The sequence below is a fragment of the Saccharothrix sp. ALI-22-I genome (genome assembly GCF_001984175.1).
GTDB lineage: Bacteria > Actinomycetota > Actinomycetes > Mycobacteriales > Pseudonocardiaceae > Actinosynnema.
In genome coordinates, this window is the sequence record NZ_MTQP01000035.1 from 26,557 (window position 1) to 44,688 (window position 18,132).

23 protein-coding genes are annotated in these 18,132 nt (G+C 70.4%); 9 read left to right on the forward strand and 14 right to left on the reverse strand.

Annotation, left to right across the window (positions count from 1 at the left end):
- Positions 1 to 43 precede the first annotated feature (43 nt).
- The 3 genes from ALI22I_RS03605 (at position 44) to ALI22I_RS03615 (ending at position 2,312) form a co-directional block, all read left to right on the forward strand.
- Entirely contained in the window at positions 44 to 775 is a 732-nt protein-coding gene (locus ALI22I_RS03605) for a peptidase E (protein ID WP_077004118.1), read from the forward strand.
- 16 nt (positions 776 to 791) lie between these two features.
- Positions 792 to 1,757, forward strand: coding sequence for a serine hydrolase (locus tag ALI22I_RS03610; protein WP_143531938.1), 966 nt, complete (start codon positions 792 to 794; stop codon positions 1,755 to 1,757).
- A 99-nt stretch (positions 1,758 to 1,856) separates the two neighbouring features.
- Positions 1,857 to 2,312, forward strand: a complete 456-nt coding sequence (locus ALI22I_RS03615) for a hypothetical protein (RefSeq protein WP_077004120.1) — start codon at positions 1,857 to 1,859, stop codon at positions 2,310 to 2,312.
- Positions 2,313 to 2,609: 297 nt separating this feature from the next.
- On the opposite strand, the gene ALI22I_RS03620 is transcribed toward ALI22I_RS03615, so the two are convergent.
- Positions 2,610 to 2,813, reverse strand: a complete 204-nt coding sequence (locus tag ALI22I_RS03620; RefSeq protein WP_077004121.1) for a hypothetical protein — start codon at positions 2,811 to 2,813, stop codon at positions 2,610 to 2,612.
- 72 nt (positions 2,814 to 2,885) lie between these two features.
- On the opposite strand from ALI22I_RS03620, the gene ALI22I_RS03625 reads away from it, so the two are divergent.
- On the forward strand, positions 2,886 to 3,098 hold the full coding sequence (locus ALI22I_RS03625; RefSeq protein ID WP_077004122.1) for a 3'-5' exonuclease: 213 nt from the start codon (positions 2,886 to 2,888) through the stop codon (positions 3,096 to 3,098).
- Here the strand turns inward: ALI22I_RS03625 and ALI22I_RS03630 are convergent, their stop codons facing one another.
- The 4 genes from ALI22I_RS03630 to ALI22I_RS03640 all read right to left on the reverse strand — a co-directional run bounded on the left by ALI22I_RS03630 (position 3,099) and on the right by ALI22I_RS03640 (position 6,136).
- Positions 3,099 to 4,544: a SulP family inorganic anion transporter gene (locus ALI22I_RS03630; RefSeq protein WP_077004123.1), complete on the reverse strand. Its 1,446-nt coding sequence runs from the start codon at positions 4,542 to 4,544 to the stop codon at positions 3,099 to 3,101. It abuts the gene before it with no gap.
- A 31-nt stretch (positions 4,545 to 4,575) separates the two neighbouring features.
- Entirely contained in the window at positions 4,576 to 5,163 is a 588-nt protein-coding gene (locus ALI22I_RS03635) for a carbonic anhydrase (RefSeq protein WP_077004124.1), read from the reverse strand.
- A gap of 55 nt (positions 5,164 to 5,218) precedes the next feature.
- A complete protein-coding gene (locus ALI22I_RS48555; protein ID WP_143531939.1) occupies positions 5,219 to 5,560 on the reverse strand; it encodes a hypothetical protein in 342 nt (113 codons plus the stop codon).
- Positions 5,561 to 5,716: 156 nt separating this feature from the next.
- The gene (locus tag ALI22I_RS03640; RefSeq protein ID WP_202970643.1) at positions 5,717 to 6,136 is read right to left on the reverse strand and encodes an anthrone oxygenase family protein; all 420 of its coding nucleotides are present in this window, start codon (positions 6,134 to 6,136) and stop codon (positions 5,717 to 5,719) included.
- A gap of 95 nt (positions 6,137 to 6,231) precedes the next feature.
- Between ALI22I_RS03640 and ALI22I_RS03645 the strand changes: the two genes are divergently transcribed.
- Entirely contained in the window at positions 6,232 to 7,158 is a 927-nt protein-coding gene (locus tag ALI22I_RS03645) for an AraC family transcriptional regulator (protein WP_077004126.1), read from the forward strand.
- Between the two features lie 15 nt (positions 7,159 to 7,173).
- On the opposite strand, the gene ALI22I_RS03650 is transcribed toward ALI22I_RS03645, so the two are convergent.
- Together ALI22I_RS03650 and ALI22I_RS03655 are read right to left on the reverse strand one after the other, a co-directional pair.
- The gene (locus ALI22I_RS03650) at positions 7,174 to 7,596 is read right to left on the reverse strand and encodes a hypothetical protein (RefSeq protein WP_179118083.1); all 423 of its coding nucleotides are present in this window, start codon (positions 7,594 to 7,596) and stop codon (positions 7,174 to 7,176) included.
- 123 nt (positions 7,597 to 7,719) lie between these two features.
- Positions 7,720 to 9,105, reverse strand: coding sequence for a glycine--tRNA ligase (locus tag ALI22I_RS03655; RefSeq protein ID WP_077004127.1), 1,386 nt, complete (start codon positions 9,103 to 9,105; stop codon positions 7,720 to 7,722).
- A gap of 112 nt (positions 9,106 to 9,217) precedes the next feature.
- Here ALI22I_RS03655 and ALI22I_RS03660 point away from each other — a divergent pair, with 112 nt between their 5' ends.
- A complete protein-coding gene (locus ALI22I_RS03660; RefSeq protein ID WP_077004128.1) occupies positions 9,218 to 10,036 on the forward strand; it encodes a tetratricopeptide repeat protein in 819 nt (272 codons plus the stop codon).
- Between the two features lie 207 nt (positions 10,037 to 10,243).
- Here the strand turns inward: ALI22I_RS03660 and ALI22I_RS03665 are convergent, their stop codons facing one another.
- Positions 10,244 to 10,624 (reverse strand): antibiotic biosynthesis monooxygenase family protein, encoded by a 381-nt coding sequence (locus ALI22I_RS03665; RefSeq protein WP_077004129.1) that lies wholly within the window; start codon positions 10,622 to 10,624, stop codon positions 10,244 to 10,246.
- A 17-nt stretch (positions 10,625 to 10,641) separates the two neighbouring features.
- On the opposite strand from ALI22I_RS03665, the gene ALI22I_RS03670 reads away from it, so the two are divergent.
- From ALI22I_RS03670 to ALI22I_RS03680, 3 genes are read left to right on the forward strand one after another with little or no spacing between them, the layout of a single operon-like run.
- On the forward strand, positions 10,642 to 10,908 hold the full coding sequence (locus tag ALI22I_RS03670; protein ID WP_238598066.1) for a hypothetical protein: 267 nt from the start codon (positions 10,642 to 10,644) through the stop codon (positions 10,906 to 10,908).
- Between the two features lie 45 nt (positions 10,909 to 10,953).
- Positions 10,954 to 11,355: an ArsR/SmtB family transcription factor gene (locus tag ALI22I_RS03675; protein WP_143531941.1), complete on the forward strand. Its 402-nt coding sequence runs from the start codon at positions 10,954 to 10,956 to the stop codon at positions 11,353 to 11,355.
- On the forward strand, positions 11,352 to 11,783 hold the full coding sequence (locus tag ALI22I_RS03680; RefSeq protein ID WP_077004131.1) for a Fur family transcriptional regulator: 432 nt from the start codon (positions 11,352 to 11,354) through the stop codon (positions 11,781 to 11,783). The genes ALI22I_RS03675 and ALI22I_RS03680 overlap by 4 nt, the downstream gene beginning before the upstream one ends.
- Here the strand turns inward: ALI22I_RS03680 and ALI22I_RS03685 are convergent.
- The 6 genes from ALI22I_RS03685 to ALI22I_RS03710 form a co-directional block, all read right to left on the reverse strand.
- Entirely contained in the window at positions 11,771 to 12,475 is a 705-nt protein-coding gene (locus ALI22I_RS03685) for a TIGR03943 family putative permease subunit (RefSeq protein WP_077004132.1), read from the reverse strand. The two genes, ALI22I_RS03680 and ALI22I_RS03685, sit on opposite strands and share 13 nt — an antisense overlap.
- Before the next feature lie 12 nt (positions 12,476 to 12,487).
- Complete coding sequence (locus tag ALI22I_RS03690; RefSeq protein WP_083751397.1) at positions 12,488 to 13,498, reverse strand: permease; 1,011 nt, start codon at positions 13,496 to 13,498, stop codon at positions 12,488 to 12,490.
- Positions 13,499 to 13,657: 159 nt separating this feature from the next.
- Positions 13,658 to 16,423, reverse strand: a complete 2,766-nt coding sequence (locus tag ALI22I_RS03695; RefSeq protein ID WP_077004133.1) for a P-loop NTPase fold protein — start codon at positions 16,421 to 16,423, stop codon at positions 13,658 to 13,660.
- Between the two features lie 140 nt (positions 16,424 to 16,563).
- Entirely contained in the window at positions 16,564 to 16,836 is a 273-nt protein-coding gene (locus ALI22I_RS03700) for a hypothetical protein (RefSeq protein WP_077004134.1), read from the reverse strand.
- On the reverse strand, positions 16,836 to 17,264 hold the full coding sequence (locus tag ALI22I_RS03705; protein ID WP_274522743.1) for a YbjN domain-containing protein: 429 nt from the start codon (positions 17,262 to 17,264) through the stop codon (positions 16,836 to 16,838). The genes ALI22I_RS03700 and ALI22I_RS03705 overlap by 1 nt, the downstream gene beginning before the upstream one ends.
- Positions 17,265 to 18,083, reverse strand: coding sequence for an isoprenyl transferase (locus ALI22I_RS03710; protein ID WP_077004135.1), 819 nt, complete (start codon positions 18,081 to 18,083; stop codon positions 17,265 to 17,267).
- Positions 18,084 to 18,132 lie beyond the last annotated feature (49 nt).

The following is an 18,132-nucleotide window of genomic DNA, read 5'->3' on the forward strand; positions in this document are numbered from 1 at the left end:
AATTCCACACCCGGTTCGTGGCGTCCGCTGCGAGGATCGCACCATGGCAGCAGACCAGCCGACGATCGTGGCGACCTCAGGTGGTTTCCGCGCCGGGCACCGCACCCACCTGGAGTTCCACCGACTCGTCCACCACGCCGTCGACCTCTCCGGCGTGCACGGCCGCAAGCCCCGGCTGTGCCACGTCGGCACGGCCGCGGGCGACCAGCGGTGGTTCAACGCGGACATCTCCGAAGCGGGCCAACTCGCGGGCTGGGAGGTGTCGCACCTGAACCTGTTCACGATGCCCCCGACGACCGACCTCACCGGCTGGGTCGGCGAGCACGACGTGGTGTGGGTCGGCGGTGGGTCGGTGGCGAACCTGCTGGCCGTGTGGGCGGTGCACGACCTCGGGTCGGCCATGCGCACGGCGTGGCAGAACGGCGTCGTGCTCGGCGGTGTGTCCGCCGGGTCGATCTGCTGGTACCAGGGCGGCGCGACGGACTCGTTCGGCCCGGAACTGCGGGTGATCACCAACGGCCTGGGCTTCCTGCCCTACGGCAACGGTGTGCACTACGACACCGAGGCGGCCCGCAGGCCCACGATCCACGCGGCGGTCGCGTCCGGCGCACTGCCCGTGACGCATTGCACAGACGACGGCGCCGGGCTCGTCTACTACGGCACCGAACTCGTGGAGGCGGTGTCCGAACGGGCCACCGGCAGCGCGTACATCGTGCGCCGCGACGAGTCTTCAGCAACCGCACAGGAGGAAACACTCGACATCAGGCGGTTGTGAAACGGACTGTTGAAAGGTGGGAAGACGCTGGCTGGTGGTGACGCTGGCCGCGCTGCTGGTCGGCGCTGGCTCGGTGGGCTGCCCGGAACCGTCCGGGTGCACCGCACAAGCCTCCCTCGACGCACCGTCGACCACCGCCGCGCCTCCTGACGCCGCCGTGTCTCCTGACGCCGCCGTGCCCGCTGACGCCGCGCCCGCGACCACTTCACCCGAGACCCCGCGCCCGGCCTCGCCACGCACCGCCGAGACACCCGCCCCGGACCTCTCGGCGGCCGTGGCGCAGGCGGTCGGGGCCGCCGCCGGTGTCGATCTCGGGTTGGCCGTGGTCGACCTGGACACCGGCGCAGCGGCCGGGCACAACGCCGACACCCCGTTCCGCACGGCGTCGTTGAGCAAGCTGCTCGTGGCCGTCGACATGCTGACGTCGGGCGAGGTGCTGGAGGAGGACCTCAAACGCCTGTCGCGCGCACTCAGCCTGAGCGACGACAACGCCATGAACGCGCTCTGGACGCTGCACGACGGCATGGGCGCAATCGGCCGCGTAGCCACCCAAGCCGGCCTAGCCGCCACCCAAGCCCCGACCGACGCCTCCCAATGGGGCGACGTCGAGATGTCCGCCAACGACGTCGCGAAGCTCTACAGCTACATCCTCACCAAGCTCCCGGACGACTCCCGGACCTTCATCGTCAACGCCCTCTCCGCCGCCGCCGACACCGCCGCCGACGGTTTCGACCAGGCATACGGCCTCCTGGCTCCAGGCATCGACGGCTACGCCAAGCAGGGCTGGATGTGGTACCTCCCGGCAGACTTCTACCTGCACACCGCCGGCGTCGTCGGCGGCCGGTACGCCATCGCCGTCCTGTCGATCCAGACGGGCGTGGGCGAGCAGACCGCCAAGAACCGCCTGACCGCCCTCACCACAACCCTCCTCGCGGGCCTACTCACACAGCAAGGCACAGCACCTCACGCCTACGGCGAGTAGGAACGCGTTGTTCTCGAGATCGGCGCGTCGGTACCGCACCGCCGACGGGATGGGCATGCTGGTGGCGCACCGCTGGCCGCGAGTTTCGAGGGGGCGGGGATGGCGAGGTTGTTGGTCGCGCTGGACGACTACGCGGACGTCGAGTGGAACGTGTTCGGGCTCATTGACGACGACCGGGTGGAGCCCGGCGAGCCGGGGTGGGGTGCGCTGGGCTCGCCGAAGACGATGTTGACCGGCAAGAACGGCGCGATCTTCCGCAGCGGCGGGGCCATGCACCGGGCAGCTGTGCGGCTGGAGGCCTGGGACGGGCCGCCGGAGTCACCGGACGGGCCGTGGGACGCGGTGTGGGAGGACGAGATCACCTTGAGCTCGGGAGTGCTGCGACTGGCGGCCGTGACGGCCGGGGTGTCGGAGGAGACCCTGCGGGTGGGTGCCCCCGGTGTGTACGCGGTTCGCGTGTGCTGTCGAGGTCGGGAGGCCGCCCTCGAAGCCGGGTTCATGCCATACACCGGGGAGGTCGTCGAGCACTGGGTGATGCAGTTCTGGCCCAGGTGACGAGCGGGACGGGCGGGGATGACCGCCCGTCCCTCCCACCGTCACGGTGTCGGAATGCGCGGTGTCGCGCAGCACGGACGGTGGGTAGCGCAGCAGATCACCGAACACGAAGTCCTGCCACAGCACCCCGCAGCGGCTGGGCCATCGCCTCGACGCCGCTCGGGAACGCGGTGGTCAGCACGGGCAGGCCGATGAACGGACCGTCCGGACGCAGCAGCGCGATCCACTCGGCGAGCTACTCCACCGGACTGGGCGCCTTGGGTCGCCTCGACTTCGGCGACTTCGCCGGCGTGGTGGTCATCGGGTTGCTCCTCGTGCGATCGCGGACGGCACCAGCAGCGTCACGGCCACCGGCAACCACCGGGTCGTCGGGTCGGCGTAGCGGCGGCGCAACGCTTTGACCTCCCGTTCCCGCTGGTCGGGGATCGCCTCCAGTCGGGCCCGCAGCGCGCCGCGGTCGAGACTGGCCCTGACGACCTGTTCGTCGTCGGTGACCCACATCAACGGATCTACGAGAACCGGGTCTCAAGGTACGTGACGTGCGGCGTGACCATCCCGAGGTGCATGTGAGGCATGAAGGGTCTGGAATTCCGCTGCGTCGCGCTGATCGGCGTAGAGCAGGACGTCGTGCCCCTGCGCGTGGCGGTCACCTCCGAGGAGGAGGACACCGTCGCGCATGGGCACGACGTCCTTCGAGAGCGCTGCCTGCTGTTCGTCGCCGCAACGCGCGCCCGGGACGCCGTGTGGGTGTCCTACACCCACACGGCCAGTCCGTTCCTCAATTGATCAGTCGGACACCGGGTGGATCAACTCGACGCCGTTGCGTCGCGCGGCCCAGTGGTCGATTGCCTGGCCGCATGCCTGGTCGAGGTGGTGGACGGCGGTCAGGTCCACGCGGACCCTGCTGTCGGGTAGGGCCTCCAGGGTTTCCAGTAGGGCCGGCAGTTTGAGGAAGGTCGCGTTGCCGCGCACCGCGACGTGGTGGTGGTCCTCGCCGTGTGCGGTCACCGTGACGGTCAGGCGGGACATGTCCCAGGCCGTCTTGACCACCGCCGCCAGCAGGCCGACGAGGGTGCCGGTGAGCAGGTCGGTCAGCACGATCAGGCCCGCCGTGAGCACCAGGACGGCGGCTTCCGCGCGGTCGGCGCGGGCCAGGTCCAGGACTTGGCGGAACGCCAGCAGTTTCCAACCCGCCTGCACCAGCAGCGCGGCCAGGACTGCCAGCGGGACGTATGACAGCACGTCCGGCAGCAGCACCACGAACACCAGCAGCCACACGCCGTGCAGCACGCGGGACAGGCGGGTTCGGGCGCCGGCGTCCACATTGGACGCGCTGCGCACGATCACCGCGGTCATCGGCAACGCGCCGAGCACACCGCACACCGTGTTGCCGACGCCCTGCGCGACGAGTTCCTTGTCGTACTTCGTCCTCGGACCGCTGTGCATCCGGTCCACCGCCGCCGCGCTGAACAGGCTCTCCGCCGACGCCACGAGCGCGAACGTCAGCATCGCGCCCAGCACACCGACGTCCAGCAAGGAGAAGTCGACCAGCGCCACCACGTCGGTCAGCGGGCCGACCGAGATGCGGGGCACGGGTAACAGCATCCCGACCGCGGAGGCGACCACGACCGCCACCAGCATGCCGGGCACGAAGCGCAACGGCGTGCGCTTCCACAACCAGGCCACGACCAGCGTCAACACGCCGACGGCCAGGCCGCTCAGGCCGACCGGCGTGGTCACCGCGGTTCGGGCGAGGTCGACCAGACCGGAGATCTTGTCGCCGGTCGTCGCGGGCTGGTCCTGCCCGGCGAACGGGTAGAGCTGGCCCAGCACGAGCACCAGGCCGATGCCCGCGAGCATGCCTTGGACCACGGCGGGTGAGATGGCGCGGAACCAGCGGCCCAGGCGCAGCAGGCCCATCGCCATCTGGAGCAGGCCCGCGCCGAGGACGATGAGACCCAGCGCGCCCAGGCCGTGCGCCGCGACGGTGTCCGCGACCAGCACGGTCAGGCCCGCCGCCGGTCCGCTGACCTGCATGGTGCTGCCGGGCAGCAGGCCGACCACGAGGCCGCCCACCACCCCGGTGATGATGCCCAGTTCCGCGGGCACGCCGGAGGCCACGGCGACGCCCACGCACAGCGGGAGCGCCACCAGGAACACCACCAGCGACGCGCCGACGTCGGGCCAGAAGGTCGCCCGCGCCGGGGCGGGACGTTCGGTTTTCACGCTCATCTCGATGACTCCGAGGAAGTTTGAGTGCCGCTCAGAGCGGCTGGAAGAGGTCGGAGCGGTGGGCGAAGACCTCACCGGACTCGATGTCGTAGAACCACCCGTGCACGCGCAGGGCGCCGGATTCGACGCGTTCGCGGACGAACGGGTAGTCGCCCAGCTTGTCGAGCTGGGCGAGGACGTGTTGTTGGCCCTCCGCGCGCAGCGCCGTGTCGGGCTGCGCGGTGCCCGGCCGGAACCGGGCGTGCGACGCGAGCCAGCGCCGCATGTTGGGCAGGTGGTCGAGGGCCCGTTCGCTGTGGAGGGCCTTGACCGCGCCGCAGTGCGAGTGCCCGCACACCACGATCTCCGTGACGCCCAGCTGCACGACCGCGAACTCGATCGTGGCGGACTCGCTGGAGGCGGCTTCGGGGTGGTAGGCGGGGATGACGTTGCCCGCCGTGCGCAGTTCGAACAGGCTGCCCGGCTCGGCGCCGGTGATGTCGGCGGTCACGATGCGTGAGTCCGCGCAGGTGATGAACAGCGCGGTCGGTGATTGGCCGCCGGCGAGCCTGCGGCCCGTTTCCCGGGACCTGCGCAGCGAATGCGTGCGGGCGTGCTGAACCAGCTGAAGGAATTCCATGTTTCCCCACTCGTCGGTGGTCGGACGATGCGATCGACTGGCGGTGGGGCGCCTATCAGTGCCGGAACACCTGTAAGGCCGATGGTGTGGACCACGAACGGAGGTGTTCTTCCCGTCCTCGCGCGATGGTCGGCTGAACGCGCGCCGAGGCCTCGCGGCGGGCCGCTCCGACCGCCTGGCGCGAGACGTGGCCGGCATGCCTGGCCGGCGACGATCGGGTGGACCAAGATCGCGGCTCGGGGCCGTTGCGGCACTCGCGCACGGGCTCCTCTTCGGCCCCGGCGACCGTCGCGTGCACCACCGGCGCGGCCCGCATGACGTGGGTGTTACCGAACGGTGATGGGGCGAGCACGGCGGCGAGCGCCAATGCGACCATTGCGATGACAACACGCGCCATGACACCCCCCGATGAGCTACTCCTGACATCCAGTGTCACAAAGCCGGGTGATGTGAGGGTTAATGGGGAACCGTCTTCGTGCACTCCGCTGGATATTCACCCGATGGTTCGTGACGCAGATCATCAAAGGGATGGGAATATCACTCTCCGTAATGGCTAGTAGAGGACAGCCAGGACGAACGACGCACTGGCGGCGAGCGACAGGAGTGCCCGGGCGTGGTTCGCGGGCACCCACTCGCGCAGGTAGCGCTCCCAGTACTCCGGCGTGCCGAGCCGTTCGAGCTCGTTGTTGCGCGGGATGTGGAAGGCGGCGGTGAGCACGATCCCGCCCAGCACGTAGAGCGCCGCGCCCGCCCACGCCCACGGGTCACCCTCGAACGCGGCGACGACACCGACGACCGCTGTGCCGAGGAAGAGCCCGACGAACGCCGGGTTCACCACCGCGGTGTTGATCGACCGCATGGCGGCGATACCCTCCGCCGGTTCGGCCCGCCGCAGACCGGGCATGACCATCGCGGAGAACGCGAAGAAGACTCCAGCCATCATCCCGCAGCCGAGGGCCGCGATGATCGTCACCGTGGGAAACATGCGATCAGTCAAGTCGAGGGGTTCTGGACTTTCCATCGCCTGAGCGCTCGAACGCATACGCGGGCGTCTCTAGGCTGGCGCTCGTGGACGCTCTCGCCGGGCTGTTGGACGGGCCGCGCGCTCGTGGCGCGTTCCTCATGCGCACCGTCCTGGACCCGCCGTGGTCGGTGCGCATCGAGGACCGTGCGCCGTTGTGCGTGGTGGCGTTGGTGCGGGGCGACGGGTGGCTGGTGCCTGATGGCGGCGTGCCCGTGCCGCTGCACGCCGGTGACGTGGCGGTGCTGCGCGGGCCCGACCCGTACACGTTGGCCGACGACCCGGCCACGCCCGTGCAGGCGGTGATCCACCCCGGCGAGATCAGCACCACGCCGGACGGTGCCGAGCTGTGCGAGCAGTGGGGCCTGGGCGTGCGGACGTGGGGCGCGAACGCGGACGGGTCGGTGGTGATGCTCAGCGGCACGTACCAGCTGGACGGCGAGGTGAGCCGACGGCTGCTGTCGGTGCTGCCCGCTCACCTCGTGGTGCCGCGCTCGGAGCTGCCGCTGGTGCCGCTGCTGGCCGCGGAGATCACCCGCGACGAACCGGGCCAGGAAGCCGTCCTGGACCGGTTGCTGGACCTGCTGCTGATCTCCGTGCTGCGGTCGTGGTTCTGCCGCCCGGAGGCCGACGCGCCGACGTGGTACTCCGCGCACGCCGACCCGGTGGTCGGACGGGCGCTGCGACTGCTGCACGGCGACCCGTCCCGCCCGTGGACGGTGGGTTCACTGGCGGAAGCGGTCGGGGTGTCGCGGGCGGCGCTGGCCAGGCGGTTCACCGAACTCGTCGGCGAACCGCCGATGGCCTACCTGACCGACTGGCGCCTGACCCTGGCCGCCGACCTGCTGCGCGAGCCGTCCGCCACCGTCGCCGCGGTGGCCCGCCGCGTCGGCTACAGCACCGCGTTCGCGCTCAGCACGGCGTTCAAACGGGAACGCGGCATCAGCCCGTCCGAACACCGCGCCAACGCCTGACCGCCTCCGGCCGACCTACCAGCGGATCTTGAGGAAACCAGGCACCTGCGGGAACAGTCGTCGCAAGGAATTCGTGACGCACTCCATCGCGACGTTCGCCGTCTCGCCGGTGGAGTCGACGAGTTCCTTGACGTTGCGCTCAGTGCCCTTCGGGGTGAAACCCTTGTCGCGCAGGCACTCCACCGCCGCGTCCCGGAGTGTCGGCACCATCGTCTGCTCACGCGCCTCCACGTAGGCCGGCTCGATGTGGGAAACGTGCGCCAGGTTGCACTCCTCCACCTTCCGGTTCCACGCGTCCGGCTCACCCGTAGGAGGAATGTCGTACAACAGCGTGAGCCCGTCGACCGGACTGAGCACCGGCTCGCCCACCGGGTAGCCGGCGTCCCGCACACACGACCTGAAGGCCTCGATGGCATCGCGGTACTCGTTCTCCGACACCGTTCCGTCGCCCAGCGCCCACGCCTGGACCGTCGGATACGGGGGATCGGACGGTTCCGCACCCCGGCCGCCGTTGCCGGCGGTCGGCGATTGGTCCCGACTTCCGGAAAACCGGTCGTGCGCTCAAGCACCGATCAGGCGGGCGGCGAGGTAGCCCTCCAACTGATCCATCGACACGCGCTCCTGCGACATGGTGTCGCGCTCCCGCACGGTCACGGCGTGGTCGGTGAGAGTGTCGAAGTCGACCGTGACGCAGAACGGCGTGCCGATCTCGTCCTGCCTGCGGTAGCGGCGGCCGATGGCGCCTGCGTCGTCGAACTCGATGTTCCAGTGCTTGCGCAGGGCGTTGGCCAGGTCCTTGGCCTTCGGTGACAGGTCGGCGTTGCGCGACAGCGGCAGCACGGCGGCCTTCACCGGGGCCAGCCTGCGGTCCAGGCGCAGCACGACCCGCTTGTCCACGCCGCCCTTGGCGTTCGGCGCCTCGTCCTCGGTGTAGGCCTCCAGCAGGAACGCCATCATCGGCCGGCCGACACCCGCGGCGGGTTCGATCACGAACGGCCGGTAACGCGAGTTGGTGGCCTGGTCGAAGTACGACAGGTCCACACCCGAGTGGTTCGAGTGCGTGTTCAGGTCGAAATCGGTGCGGTTGGCGATGCCTTCCAGCTCGCCCCACTCCTGACCGCCGAACTGGAAGCGGTACTCGATGTCGACGGTGCGCTTCGAGTAGTGCGAGAGCTTTTCCTGCGGGTGCTCGTAATGCCGCAGGTTTTCCTTCGAGATGCCCAGTTCGGTGTACCAACGGCTGCGCTCGTCGATCCAGTACTGGTGCCATTCCTCGTCGGTGCCCGGCTCGACGAAGAACTCCATCTCCATCTGCTCGAACTCGCGCGTGCGGAAGATGAAGTTGCCCGGCGTGATCTCGTTGCGGAAGCTCTTGCCGATCTGGCCGATGCCGAACGGCGGCTTGCGACGCGACGTGGTCTGCACGTTCAGGAAGTTCGTGAAGATGCCCTGCGCGGTCTCCGGGCGCAGGTAGTGCAGGCCCTCGTCGGTCTCGACCGGGCCGAGGTGGGTCTTGAGCAGGCCGTTGAACATCTTCGGCTCGGTGTACTGGCCGCGGGTGCCGCAGTTCGGGCACGGGACGTCGGAGACGTCACCCTCGGCGACCTCCTTGCCGGTGCGCTCGGCGTACTCCTCGACCAGCGTGTCCTGCCGGAACCGCTTGTGGCACGAGTTGCACTCGACCAGCGGGTCGACGAACGCCTCGACGTGACCGGACGCCACCCACACCTCGCGCGGCAGGATCACCGACGAGTCCAGGCCGACGACGTCCTCGCGGCCCCGCACCATGTAGTTCCACCACTGGCGCTTGATGTTGTCCTTCAGCTCGACACCGAGCGGACCGTAGTCCCAGGCCGACCTGGTGCCGCCGTAGATCTCGCCGCACGGGTACACGAACCCGCGGCGCTTGCACAGGCTGACGACGGTCTCGATGCGATCGGCTGCCACGGACACTCCATCGGGAGATGCAGAAAGGGACGGGAAACGGGCTTGCCAGGGTAGTCCTTGCCGTCCTGCCTCCATCGAGCGACCACGGGACACCTGTGCTTACCCTGCCTGGATGGCGGACGAGTTGCGCGTGATGTGGGACTTCAGCGACCTGCCGGCGACCGAGGCCCGCTTGCGGGACCGGCTGGCGTCGGCGATCGGTGACGCGGAGCGGGCCGAGGTGCTGACGCAGTTGGCGCGCGTCGAGGGCCTGCGCGGTGACACCGTGGCCGGTCAGCAGATGCTGGCCGAGGCGGAAGCGTTGGCCGCGCCGGACTCGCCGGGGCGGGTGCGGGTGTTCCTGGAACGCGGCCGGCTGCTGCGTTCGGCCGGCGCGCCGGAGGAGGCGCTGCCGCTGTTCGTGGCGGCGTTCGTGCTGGCCAGTCACCTGGGTGAGACGTTCCTGGCGGTGGACGCGGCGCACATGGCGGCGTTGGTGGACAACGTGGACGACTGGACGGGGCGCGGGGTCGAGCTGGCCTCGTCGTCGGACGACCCGCAGGTGCGGGGGTGGATCGGCGCGTTGTTCAACAACCTGGGGTGGGCGCGGTTCGAGGCGGGGCGGTTCGAGGAGGCGTTGGCAGCGTTCCGGTCGGCTTTGGCGGCGCGGGAGGAGACGTCGGACGACGTGCACGAGGTGGAGGTCGCGCGCTATGCGGTAGCCCGGACGTTGCGCGCGTTGGGACAGCCCGCCGAGGCGGCCGGGCTCATGGGTCGGGCGATCGCGGCGAGCCCACCGGACGGGTGGTTCCACGAGGAGTTGGCCGAGGACTACGCCGCTCTGGGTTGGCGGAACGAAGCCTCTGATCAGGCACGACGGGCGCTGGACCTGCTGGATGCCCACCAGGCGCCGGACCGCGTGGCACGGCTGCGCGAGCTGGCCAACGCCTGAACCCGTCGGCGGTCCCGGCGCACGGCGTTGCCGGCCGGCAGGTGCGGCGGACGTGACGGGAGTAGCGGAAGTGCTTCGCAGAGGTCCCCGCCCGGGGGTCCCCTGTTTTCGATCTTTCCAGGGGGGACCGACAATCCGAAGCGGTCAGGGCGTGACTGTGGACAACTGCCCCACTGATGGATAACGGCGGAACGTGGCCAGGCCAGGTCAGCGCGGGGCGGTCGGGCCGGCGGCCTCGCCCAGGCGGACGGTGCCGGCGTCGTGGGCGAGCAGGCTGACCTCGCGGCGAACGGCACCGTCGGCCGCGATCAGCAGCGGCTCGTAGGCGGCCGGTTCGTCGGTGTTCGCCTCCGACAGCAGCGGGATGACGTGCTCGCGGACCTCGAACGGTGACATCGCGCGTCGGTACGCCACCACCGAGTCGAACTCGACGGTCAGCACGAACCGGTCCGCCTCGTCGGTCGACCGGGACAGCTGGGCCCGCCGGCACCCGGGCTGGGCGGTGAGCAGCACCAACGCCCGGTCGACACGCGCGGTGAACGCCTCGACATCATTTTCCGCCACGGTGAAGCGGCACACGAGCAGCACGGTGCAAGGATGCCACGGTGGCTCGTTACCCGAAGCGCACCCTGATCCCCGGTTCCGGACCGTTGGCGCGGGTGCCCGCCCCAGCGGTGTTCCTGCTGGTCCTGCTGCTGTTCGGGCTGGGCGTGTGGTTGCAGGGCGTGGTGGGAGCCCTGCTGCTGGGCGTCCTGGCGCTCGGTGTGGCGGTGCTGCTGGCGACAACCTGGCAGCTCCTCGCGCCCAGCGCACGCGTCCTGAGGCTGCTCGTACTCGCCGTGCTGGTGCTCATCACGGTGTCCGTGCTCTAGCGCCGTAGTATCGGTGGTGAAAATCCATACCACCTGGGAGGCGCCGTGACGGTCGGAGTGCGGGGCGAACACGTGCACTCCCCGGAACGCCGTGTACCCCCACCCGCGCCATCGAAGCCGACGCGGACCCTGTCCGCGGCCGGCGAGCTGCTGCGTGCGCTCGCCGCACCGGTGCGGATCGCGATCGTGCTGCAACTGCGCGAGGCGGACCGGTGCGTGCACGAGCTGGTCGAGGCGCTGGGCGTGGCCCAGCCGTTGATCAGCCAGCACCTGCGGGTGCTCAAAGCCGCGGGCGTGGTGCACGGTGAGCGGCACGGCCGCGAGGTCGTCTACCGGCTCGTCGACGAGCACCTGGCGCACATCGTGGTGGACGCGGTCACCCACGTGGACGAGGGGCCGCGTGGTATCAACCAGACCGACCGGACCCCCCGGACGGAGGAGATGTGACCACTAGCGAGCGCCCGACCACCGCGGTGCCCGGGCTGCGTTCGACCAAGCAGCGCACCGCCGTGTCCAAGCTGCTCGACTCGCTCGACGAGTTCCGCTCCGCTCAGGAGCTGCACGAGGAGCTGCGCAAGCGCGGCGAGGGCATCGGCCTGACCACGGTCTACCGCACGCTCCAGTCGCTGGCCGACGCCGGTGAGGTGGACGTGCTGCGCACCGACTCCGGTGAGGCGATCTACCGCCGCTGCTCGCAGCACCACCATCACCACCTGGTGTGCCGCAGTTGCGGCCGCACGGTGGAGGTCGAGGGCCCGGCGGTGGAGAAGTGGGCCGACCGGATCGCGGCGGAGAACGGGTTCGTCGAGGTCAGCCACACCGTGGAGATCTTCGGCACGTGCCAGGACTGCGCCGGTAAGGCTCAGCCCTCGTAGGTGTCCTCCGGCGTGGCGATCGGCACGACCTGCGAGACGGTGAACGTCGGCACGAACGCGGTGTCCTTGGTCGCCGAGCCGGGCACCACCCGGCCGGTGGCCTCGACCCACTGGTCGGTGGGCAGCGCGGCGAAGTCCTGACCGACCATCTTCGCCTTGACCGGCGAGGCGTCCGCGGCGCAGCAGGAGATGGTCAGCCGGGCGACGAACACGTCGCCGTCCTTGCGCACCACGAACCCGGTGAGCTTGACCGTGCGGTCGTTCAGCGAGCCGGAGTCGTCCCACGCGGTGCGGGTGACGAACTCGCCGATGCTGAGCGGGACGACCTCGTCGGACGGCAGCGCCGCGAACCCGTTCGACGCGTTGGCCTCCTGGGCGGCGTTGCGGTCGGACCGGTTGACCGTGTCCGCGCCCAGCGCGGGCGGGCTGATCAGGAACACCGCGAACACCGGCAGGATGAGCATCCACGGGCTGCGCGACGAGCCGTGCTCGTGCCCGCCGTGGTGCTCCTGGCCGCCGCGCAGGTCGCGCACGATCGCCACCACGGCCAGCACGACCATGGTGGCGCCGGTGACGACCAGCCACGGCTGCAACGACTCCTTGACGTACCGCAGGTACGTGCCGGTCAGCGCCAGCTTCAGCAGCGCGCCGCCGAGCAGGACCAGCAGGATGTTCTGTGTTTCACGCCTCATGGGTCACACCCCTCACAGGAACACCGCTCCCGCCGCCAGTGCGGACGCGATCGCCACCACGAACGTGGCGGGGGCGAAGCGTGCCGCGAAGGACTTGCCGAACGCGCCCGCTTGCAGCGCGATGAGTTTGACGTCGACCGCCGGGCCGACGACCAGGAACACCAGCCGCGGCAGCAGCGGCAGGGCCGACATGGAGGCCGCGACGAACGCGTCGGCCTCGCTGCACAGCGCCAGCACCACGGCCAGCAGCGACAACACCACGATGGCCAGCACGACCTGGCCGCCCAGCGTCTCCAGCCACGCCTGCGGCACGAGCACGTTGAACGCCGCCGCGAACACGCCGCCGAGCACCAGGAACCCGCCCGCGTCGACCAGGTCGTGCCGCGCGGTCTCGGCGAACACCACCCAGCGGGACGTGCCGTCGTTGTCCGGCAGGCGGCGCAGCGCGCGTTCGGCGATCCACTCGGACTTGCCGAACCGGGTCCACAGCCAGCCCATGACGACGGCGGTGAGCAGTGCTCCGACGAACCGGGCAGGCACCATCATCGGCGCGTTGGGGAACGCCACGGCCGTGGAGACCAGCACGATCGGGTTCACCGCGGGCGCGGCGAGCAGGAACGTCAGCGCCACGGCGGGCGGCACGCCCTGCTGCATCAGGCGGCGGGAGACGGGCACGGAGGCGCACTCGCAGCCCGGCAGCGCCACCCCGGCGACACCCGCGACGGGCACCGCCAGCGCGGTCTTCTTCGGCAACGCCCGGCGCAGCGCGCTGGCCGGGATGAACGCCGCGATCGCCCCGCTGATCAGGACGCCGAGCACGAGGAACGGCAGAGCCTGCACGCAGACCGCGACGAACACCGTGGACGCGGTACGCAGCACCGGCACGTTGAGCACGCCGACCAGCCAGTCCTGCAACACCAGCGCCAGCACGAGCAGCACGCAGAGCACTTCCAGTGAAGTGATCTTCCAGCGCGGCGGCGTGGGGCGCGGACGTGATCCGCGGATCTCGCCAGTGATTGTCACTTCCGAGATGATGCCAGACCACCCGCTCGGACCTCACCGACCTACGTCGGGTCTTCAACCACTTTTAACCACCGCCCGCCCCCCGACCACGCTCCGCAGGGGTCCTCGCCGGGGGACCCCTGTCTTCATTCTGCCGGCGAGGTCCGACAATTCGGGCGGTCAGTGGTTGGAGTAGGAGAAGCGGCGTACGTGCGGTACCCACGTCTGGAAGACGGTCAGGTCCGGCAGGGTGACCATGTCGGTGATCGTTTGGAGGCCGTGGTGCAGTCGCAGCCAGTGGGTCGCTTCCTCGGCGGTGATCGTGCCGACGATCGGTGACCGGCCGTCTCTCGGCAGCAGGTCCGCCGCGAACGACGCCCACTGCCCGCTCGGGTCCCGGTGCACGAGACCGCCTCGGACCTCTGCCGAGTCCGGGGGTGCGCCGAGCACGGCGGCGGACAGTGAGGGCATCACGGCGATGATCCCGAGCAGCACGATCACGGCCTGGAACTCGCCCGGCCGGTCGTCGTCGCCGAGGAAGCGCGCCGCCTCGCTCAGGTCTCGGGTCGCGCGGATCATCCGGTAGACGTTGAGCAGCCGCTTCGCCGCGCGCGGGGTGTCGACCAGCGGCTCCAGCGCGTCGAGGAACGCCAGTTCGGCCTCGGTCAATGGCCGGGCCGGCGCCGGCGCGCGCGTCGGGCTGTCGAGTGGCGCGCCCGGCTCGACGGCGAGTCCGGTGAGTCCGGCAGGCGGCTCCTGACCGGGCGGAGCCGGTCGCGGCGCCTCGGGCCGCGTCGCGGGCAGGGTGTCGACCTCGACCATGGAGCGCAGCACTGAGCCGAGACCGCCCTCGGCCATGCCGGGCAGGGTGAAGGGGATGTTGATGATCTTTTCGAGGTAGTCCTCCGGCAGCACCCGCCACGGTGACGCGGTGGTGTCGGCGTCGTGGAGGACGCCGGCGTAGTGGTTGCGCAGCGAACCCACGAGCCAGCGCGGGTCCACGCCGACGACCACGACGAACAGGTCCATGGCCAGCAGCAGGTGCACGGCCTCCATCACCTGGACCACCTGGCGCGGCTCGCACCGGTCCAGGTCGTCGATGTGCAGCACCACCCGGTCGATGGGCCGGGCCTCCGGGTCCGCGTCCGGGTTCGCCCGCCAGTCGGCCAGCAACCGGACGAGCTGCTCGAAGTCCTTGCGCAGCGTCGACACCACGCCCAGGTCCCGCGTGTAGGTGTCGCCGCCGGCCCGCTCGGTCACGAACGCCGACATCCGGTGCGCCGGGTTGAGGTCGGCCAGCTGCCTGCCCAGCTCGCCGACGTGGGTCACCACCTCGTCCAGCTGTGCCTGGGCGACCAGGTGGTCCGCCTCGGCCTTGCGGAGCTGTTCCACGGTCTCGGCGACGTGTTCCCGCACGCGCTCCTCGTGGATGCGATCGAGCCCGCCGCGGATGTCCTCGCTCATGGCCCGCAGCTCGCCCAGCCCGTTGCGGGCACGCGCGAGCAGTCCGCCGCCCAGCGCGGCGAGGACCAGGCTGACCGCGCCACCGAGCCAGGTGATCAGCGGGACCGCCAACGCGGCGGCGGCGCTGACACCGAGCACGACGCCCGCCGCCGCCAACGCCATCTTCCCGTTCCGGTCGCGGGGTAATCGGCGCAGCGTGTCGGCATCGGCGTGGGCGTCACGCAGCTGCTGCGACAGCAGCTTGCCCTGCTCGACCTCGTCGGTGACGCCGATCCGCTTCCAGACCCGGTCCAGTCGTTCGCTCAGCTGCGTCGATTCCCGCATCGCGGCGAGCAGGTCCCGCGCGCCGGTGACGTGCTCGCCGTCCGCTTCGTCGACCTTGGCCTTGAGCCGGGCGACCTCCGCCTCGGCCCGCTGGTTGACCTCCGCCAACTCGACCCGCCGGTCGACCTTCTCGGCCAGCACCCGCTGCAACTCGCTGCGCTGCCGCTCCGGTCCGGGGTCCGGCTCGGCCAGTCCCCGGAAGATCACGTCCGCCAGGCTCGCCCACAGGTTCGTGTCCGCGTAGTGCCAGGCGTTGAACCCGATCTGCACCACCCGGTGGCAGTACTTCGGCGATCCCGAGCCCGCCAGCTCGTCGATCCGCCCGCGCAGCATCCCCATGAAGAAGCTCTTGCCCGCGCCCCAGTCGCCGAACACGCCGATCGACAGCGGCGTCGGGGTGGCGCGCTCGGCGATCACGGTCGCCAGCATCGAGACGTACGTGCCGACTCCCAGCCGGTCCCGTTCCATCGCGATCGGCTTCGCGTGGTCGACCAGATCGCTGGACACCCCGCCGGCCAGGTCGTCGGACACCCCGTCGCTCACGTCGCTCGGCCCGACACCGGCGGGGTCGAGCGACGTGGCGCCGGCCGTTTCGCCCGACACCGCGGTTCCCGGGGGCACCGCCTGCGACGCGGGCTCGGCCACCGGAAGGCCGCTGTCCAGCCACTGCCGCTGCACAACATCGACGATCTCGGGTTCCCGGCCGAACAGCACGACCCGGCGCAACCCCCGCGCAGCCGACATCCGCAGTGCGTCCACCACCGCCGGCACGACGACCGCGGCCACGTCCTGCCGGGACAGACCGAGCACGCCGGTGGCGAGCAGGGGGATCGCGACTCCGCTCGCCCTCTCGCGGTCGGCGGTCAGGATGGCCGCTCGCGTCGCTTCGCGAACGGAACCCAGGCTCACATCCCCGCCGTCGCCGTGCGGGGAGGCCAGCACCACGAAGCGGAGTGAACCGACGTTGGTCAGCTCGACCATCCGCGGTCGCCGCGACGGTATGCGGGAGAGTTTGATCCGCCCGACCGCCTGCGCGAAATCGGTGAACTGCTGCGCCAGCGCCACACCCAGATCGCCGAGGCTCCCGCCCACGGACACCACCAGGGCATCGACGCCCAACGCCCACGGGGTGTCGGTGACGGCGACCGCCACCGACACCCCGTCGACAGTTCCGAGCTCCTTGGTGGCCGACGAACTCGCCGACGAACTCACAGACACCCCCGGTCACAGCGACACCCAGATCGGGTCCGACCGTACCGGTTCGGTCACGGACAGTGCCCGCAGGCACGCGTCAGTGACTACTCGGCGTCTTCTTCCTCGTCACGCAGTTCGGCGATCGTCGCCAGCACGTCCGCCGCCTCCGTCACCGGCAGCAGTGGTTCGACGACCGCGGTGACGCCGCGGCTGGCGGCCAGGACTTCCTCGGCGAGCTTCACCGCGTCGTCCCGCTCATAAGGGCCGCACACGAACGAGGCCCACTCCTCCCCCGCCGACGCCTCGAACGTGACGGCCCACGGCAGGCCCTCCACGTCCGTGTCGTCGTCGGGCTCGTACACGATCACACCAGCCATCAGGCACCGTCCCCGGTTCCGGCCAGCAGCTCGTTGCGCAGCTGCGAGGCAGTGGACACGACCAACATCAGCAGCGTGCTCAACGGTTCCGGTTTGAGCCCTTCGGCAGGGAACGCGTAGCGCAACGTCACATCCATCCCACGCTCGGTGTGCACCACGCCGAGCGTGCCGAACAGGCCCTGCCCGGCGCGCTCGGCGGCGGACACCGCCAGGTTGCGGTCGTCGGGCAGGTCCCACGCCACCACGCAGGTCAGGCTGAGCACGGTCAGGCCCTCGGCCAACCGCATCGCCTGCACCGCGCACGGCACCTCGCCGTGCTGGAAGCTGAGCGCGCCGTCGTCGTCGACGTGGACGTCGTGGAACATCTCCAACGCCTCACGAGCCGCGGTGAGCAGTTCCGCGGTCACCGCGGCGTCCTCGTCGGTCACTTACGAATCCTCCACGTCGGGCTTGTCCACGGCGGCGCCGAAGCGCCGGTCCCGCATGGCGAACGCCTCACAGGCGCGCCACAGGTCCAGCCGGTCGAAATCCGGCCACAGGATGTCCTGGAACACCAGCTCCGCGTACGCCGACTGCCACAGCAGGAAGTTCGACGTGCGCTGCTCGCCGGACGGCCGGATGAACAGGTCCACGTCCGGCATGTCGGGCTGGTACATGTGCTTGGCGAGGGTGCGCTCGTCGACCTTCTCCGGGTTGAGCTTCCCGGCGGCGGCCAGCCGGGCGATCTCCCGCGCCGCGTCGCCGATCTCGGCGCGCCCGCCGTAGTTGATGCACATCGCGAGGTTCAGCACGGTGTTGTCCTTCGTGCGCTCCTCGGCGACCTCCAGCTCATTGATGACGCTGCGCCACAGCCTCGGCCGGCGGCCCGCCCAGCGCACCCGCACACCGAGTTCGTCCAGCTCGTCGGTGCGGTGGTGGATCACGTCGCGGCTGAAACCCATGAGGAAGCGGACCTCCTCCGGGCTGCGCCGCCAGTTCTCGGTGGAGAACGCGTACAGCGACAGCCACTTCACGCCCAGCTCGATGGCGCCCTTGGCCGCCTCGACCACGACGGCCTCACCGCGCTTGTGCCCCTCGATGCGGGACAGGCCGCGCTGGTTGGCCCAGCGGCCGTTGCCGTCCATCACGATCGCGATGTGCTTGGGCACGAGGTCGGCCGGCAGTACCGGCGGGGTGGCGCCGGTGGGGTGCGGTTCCGGGGGTCGGGGAACGCGCTCGACGCGCTCGACCCGCCGTCGGCGGAGCATGGCGGTCCTCTCGGGTGACTGCGGGGGCGTTTCAGGTGAGTTCTCGTGC

Bases quoted from the DNA above. Each gene is read 5' to 3' on its own strand.
- ALI22I_RS03710 (WP_077004135.1), bottom strand. From the start codon at position 18,083: ATGCTCCGCCGACGGCGGGTCGAGCGCGTCGAGCGCGTTCCCCGACCC.
- ALI22I_RS03635 (WP_077004124.1), bottom strand. From the start codon at position 5,163: ATGGAATTCCTTCAGCTGGTTCAGCACGCCCGCACGCATTCGCTGCGC.
- ALI22I_RS03615 (WP_077004120.1), top strand. From the start codon at position 1,857: ATGGCGAGGTTGTTGGTCGCGCTGGACGACTACGCGGACGTCGAGTGG.
- ALI22I_RS48555 (WP_143531939.1), bottom strand. From the start codon at position 5,560: ATGGCGCGTGTTGTCATCGCAATGGTCGCATTGGCGCTCGCCGCCGTG.
- ALI22I_RS03630 (WP_077004123.1), bottom strand. From the start codon at position 4,544: ATGAGCGTGAAAACCGAACGTCCCGCCCCGGCGCGGGCGACCTTCTGG.
- ALI22I_RS03620 (WP_077004121.1), bottom strand. From the start codon at position 2,813: ATGTGGGTCACCGACGACGAACAGGTCGTCAGGGCCAGTCTCGACCGC.
- ALI22I_RS03625 (WP_077004122.1), top strand. From the start codon at position 2,886: ATGAAGGGTCTGGAATTCCGCTGCGTCGCGCTGATCGGCGTAGAGCAG.
- ALI22I_RS03605 (WP_077004118.1), top strand. From the start codon at position 44: ATGGCAGCAGACCAGCCGACGATCGTGGCGACCTCAGGTGGTTTCCGC.
- ALI22I_RS03700 (WP_077004134.1), bottom strand. From the start codon at position 16,836: ATGGCTGGTGTGATCGTGTACGAGCCCGACGACGACACGGACGTGGAG.
- ALI22I_RS03685 (WP_077004132.1), bottom strand. From the start codon at position 12,475: ATGAGGCGTGAAACACAGAACATCCTGCTGGTCCTGCTCGGCGGCGCG.
- ALI22I_RS03660 (WP_077004128.1), top strand. From the start codon at position 9,218: ATGGCGGACGAGTTGCGCGTGATGTGGGACTTCAGCGACCTGCCGGCG.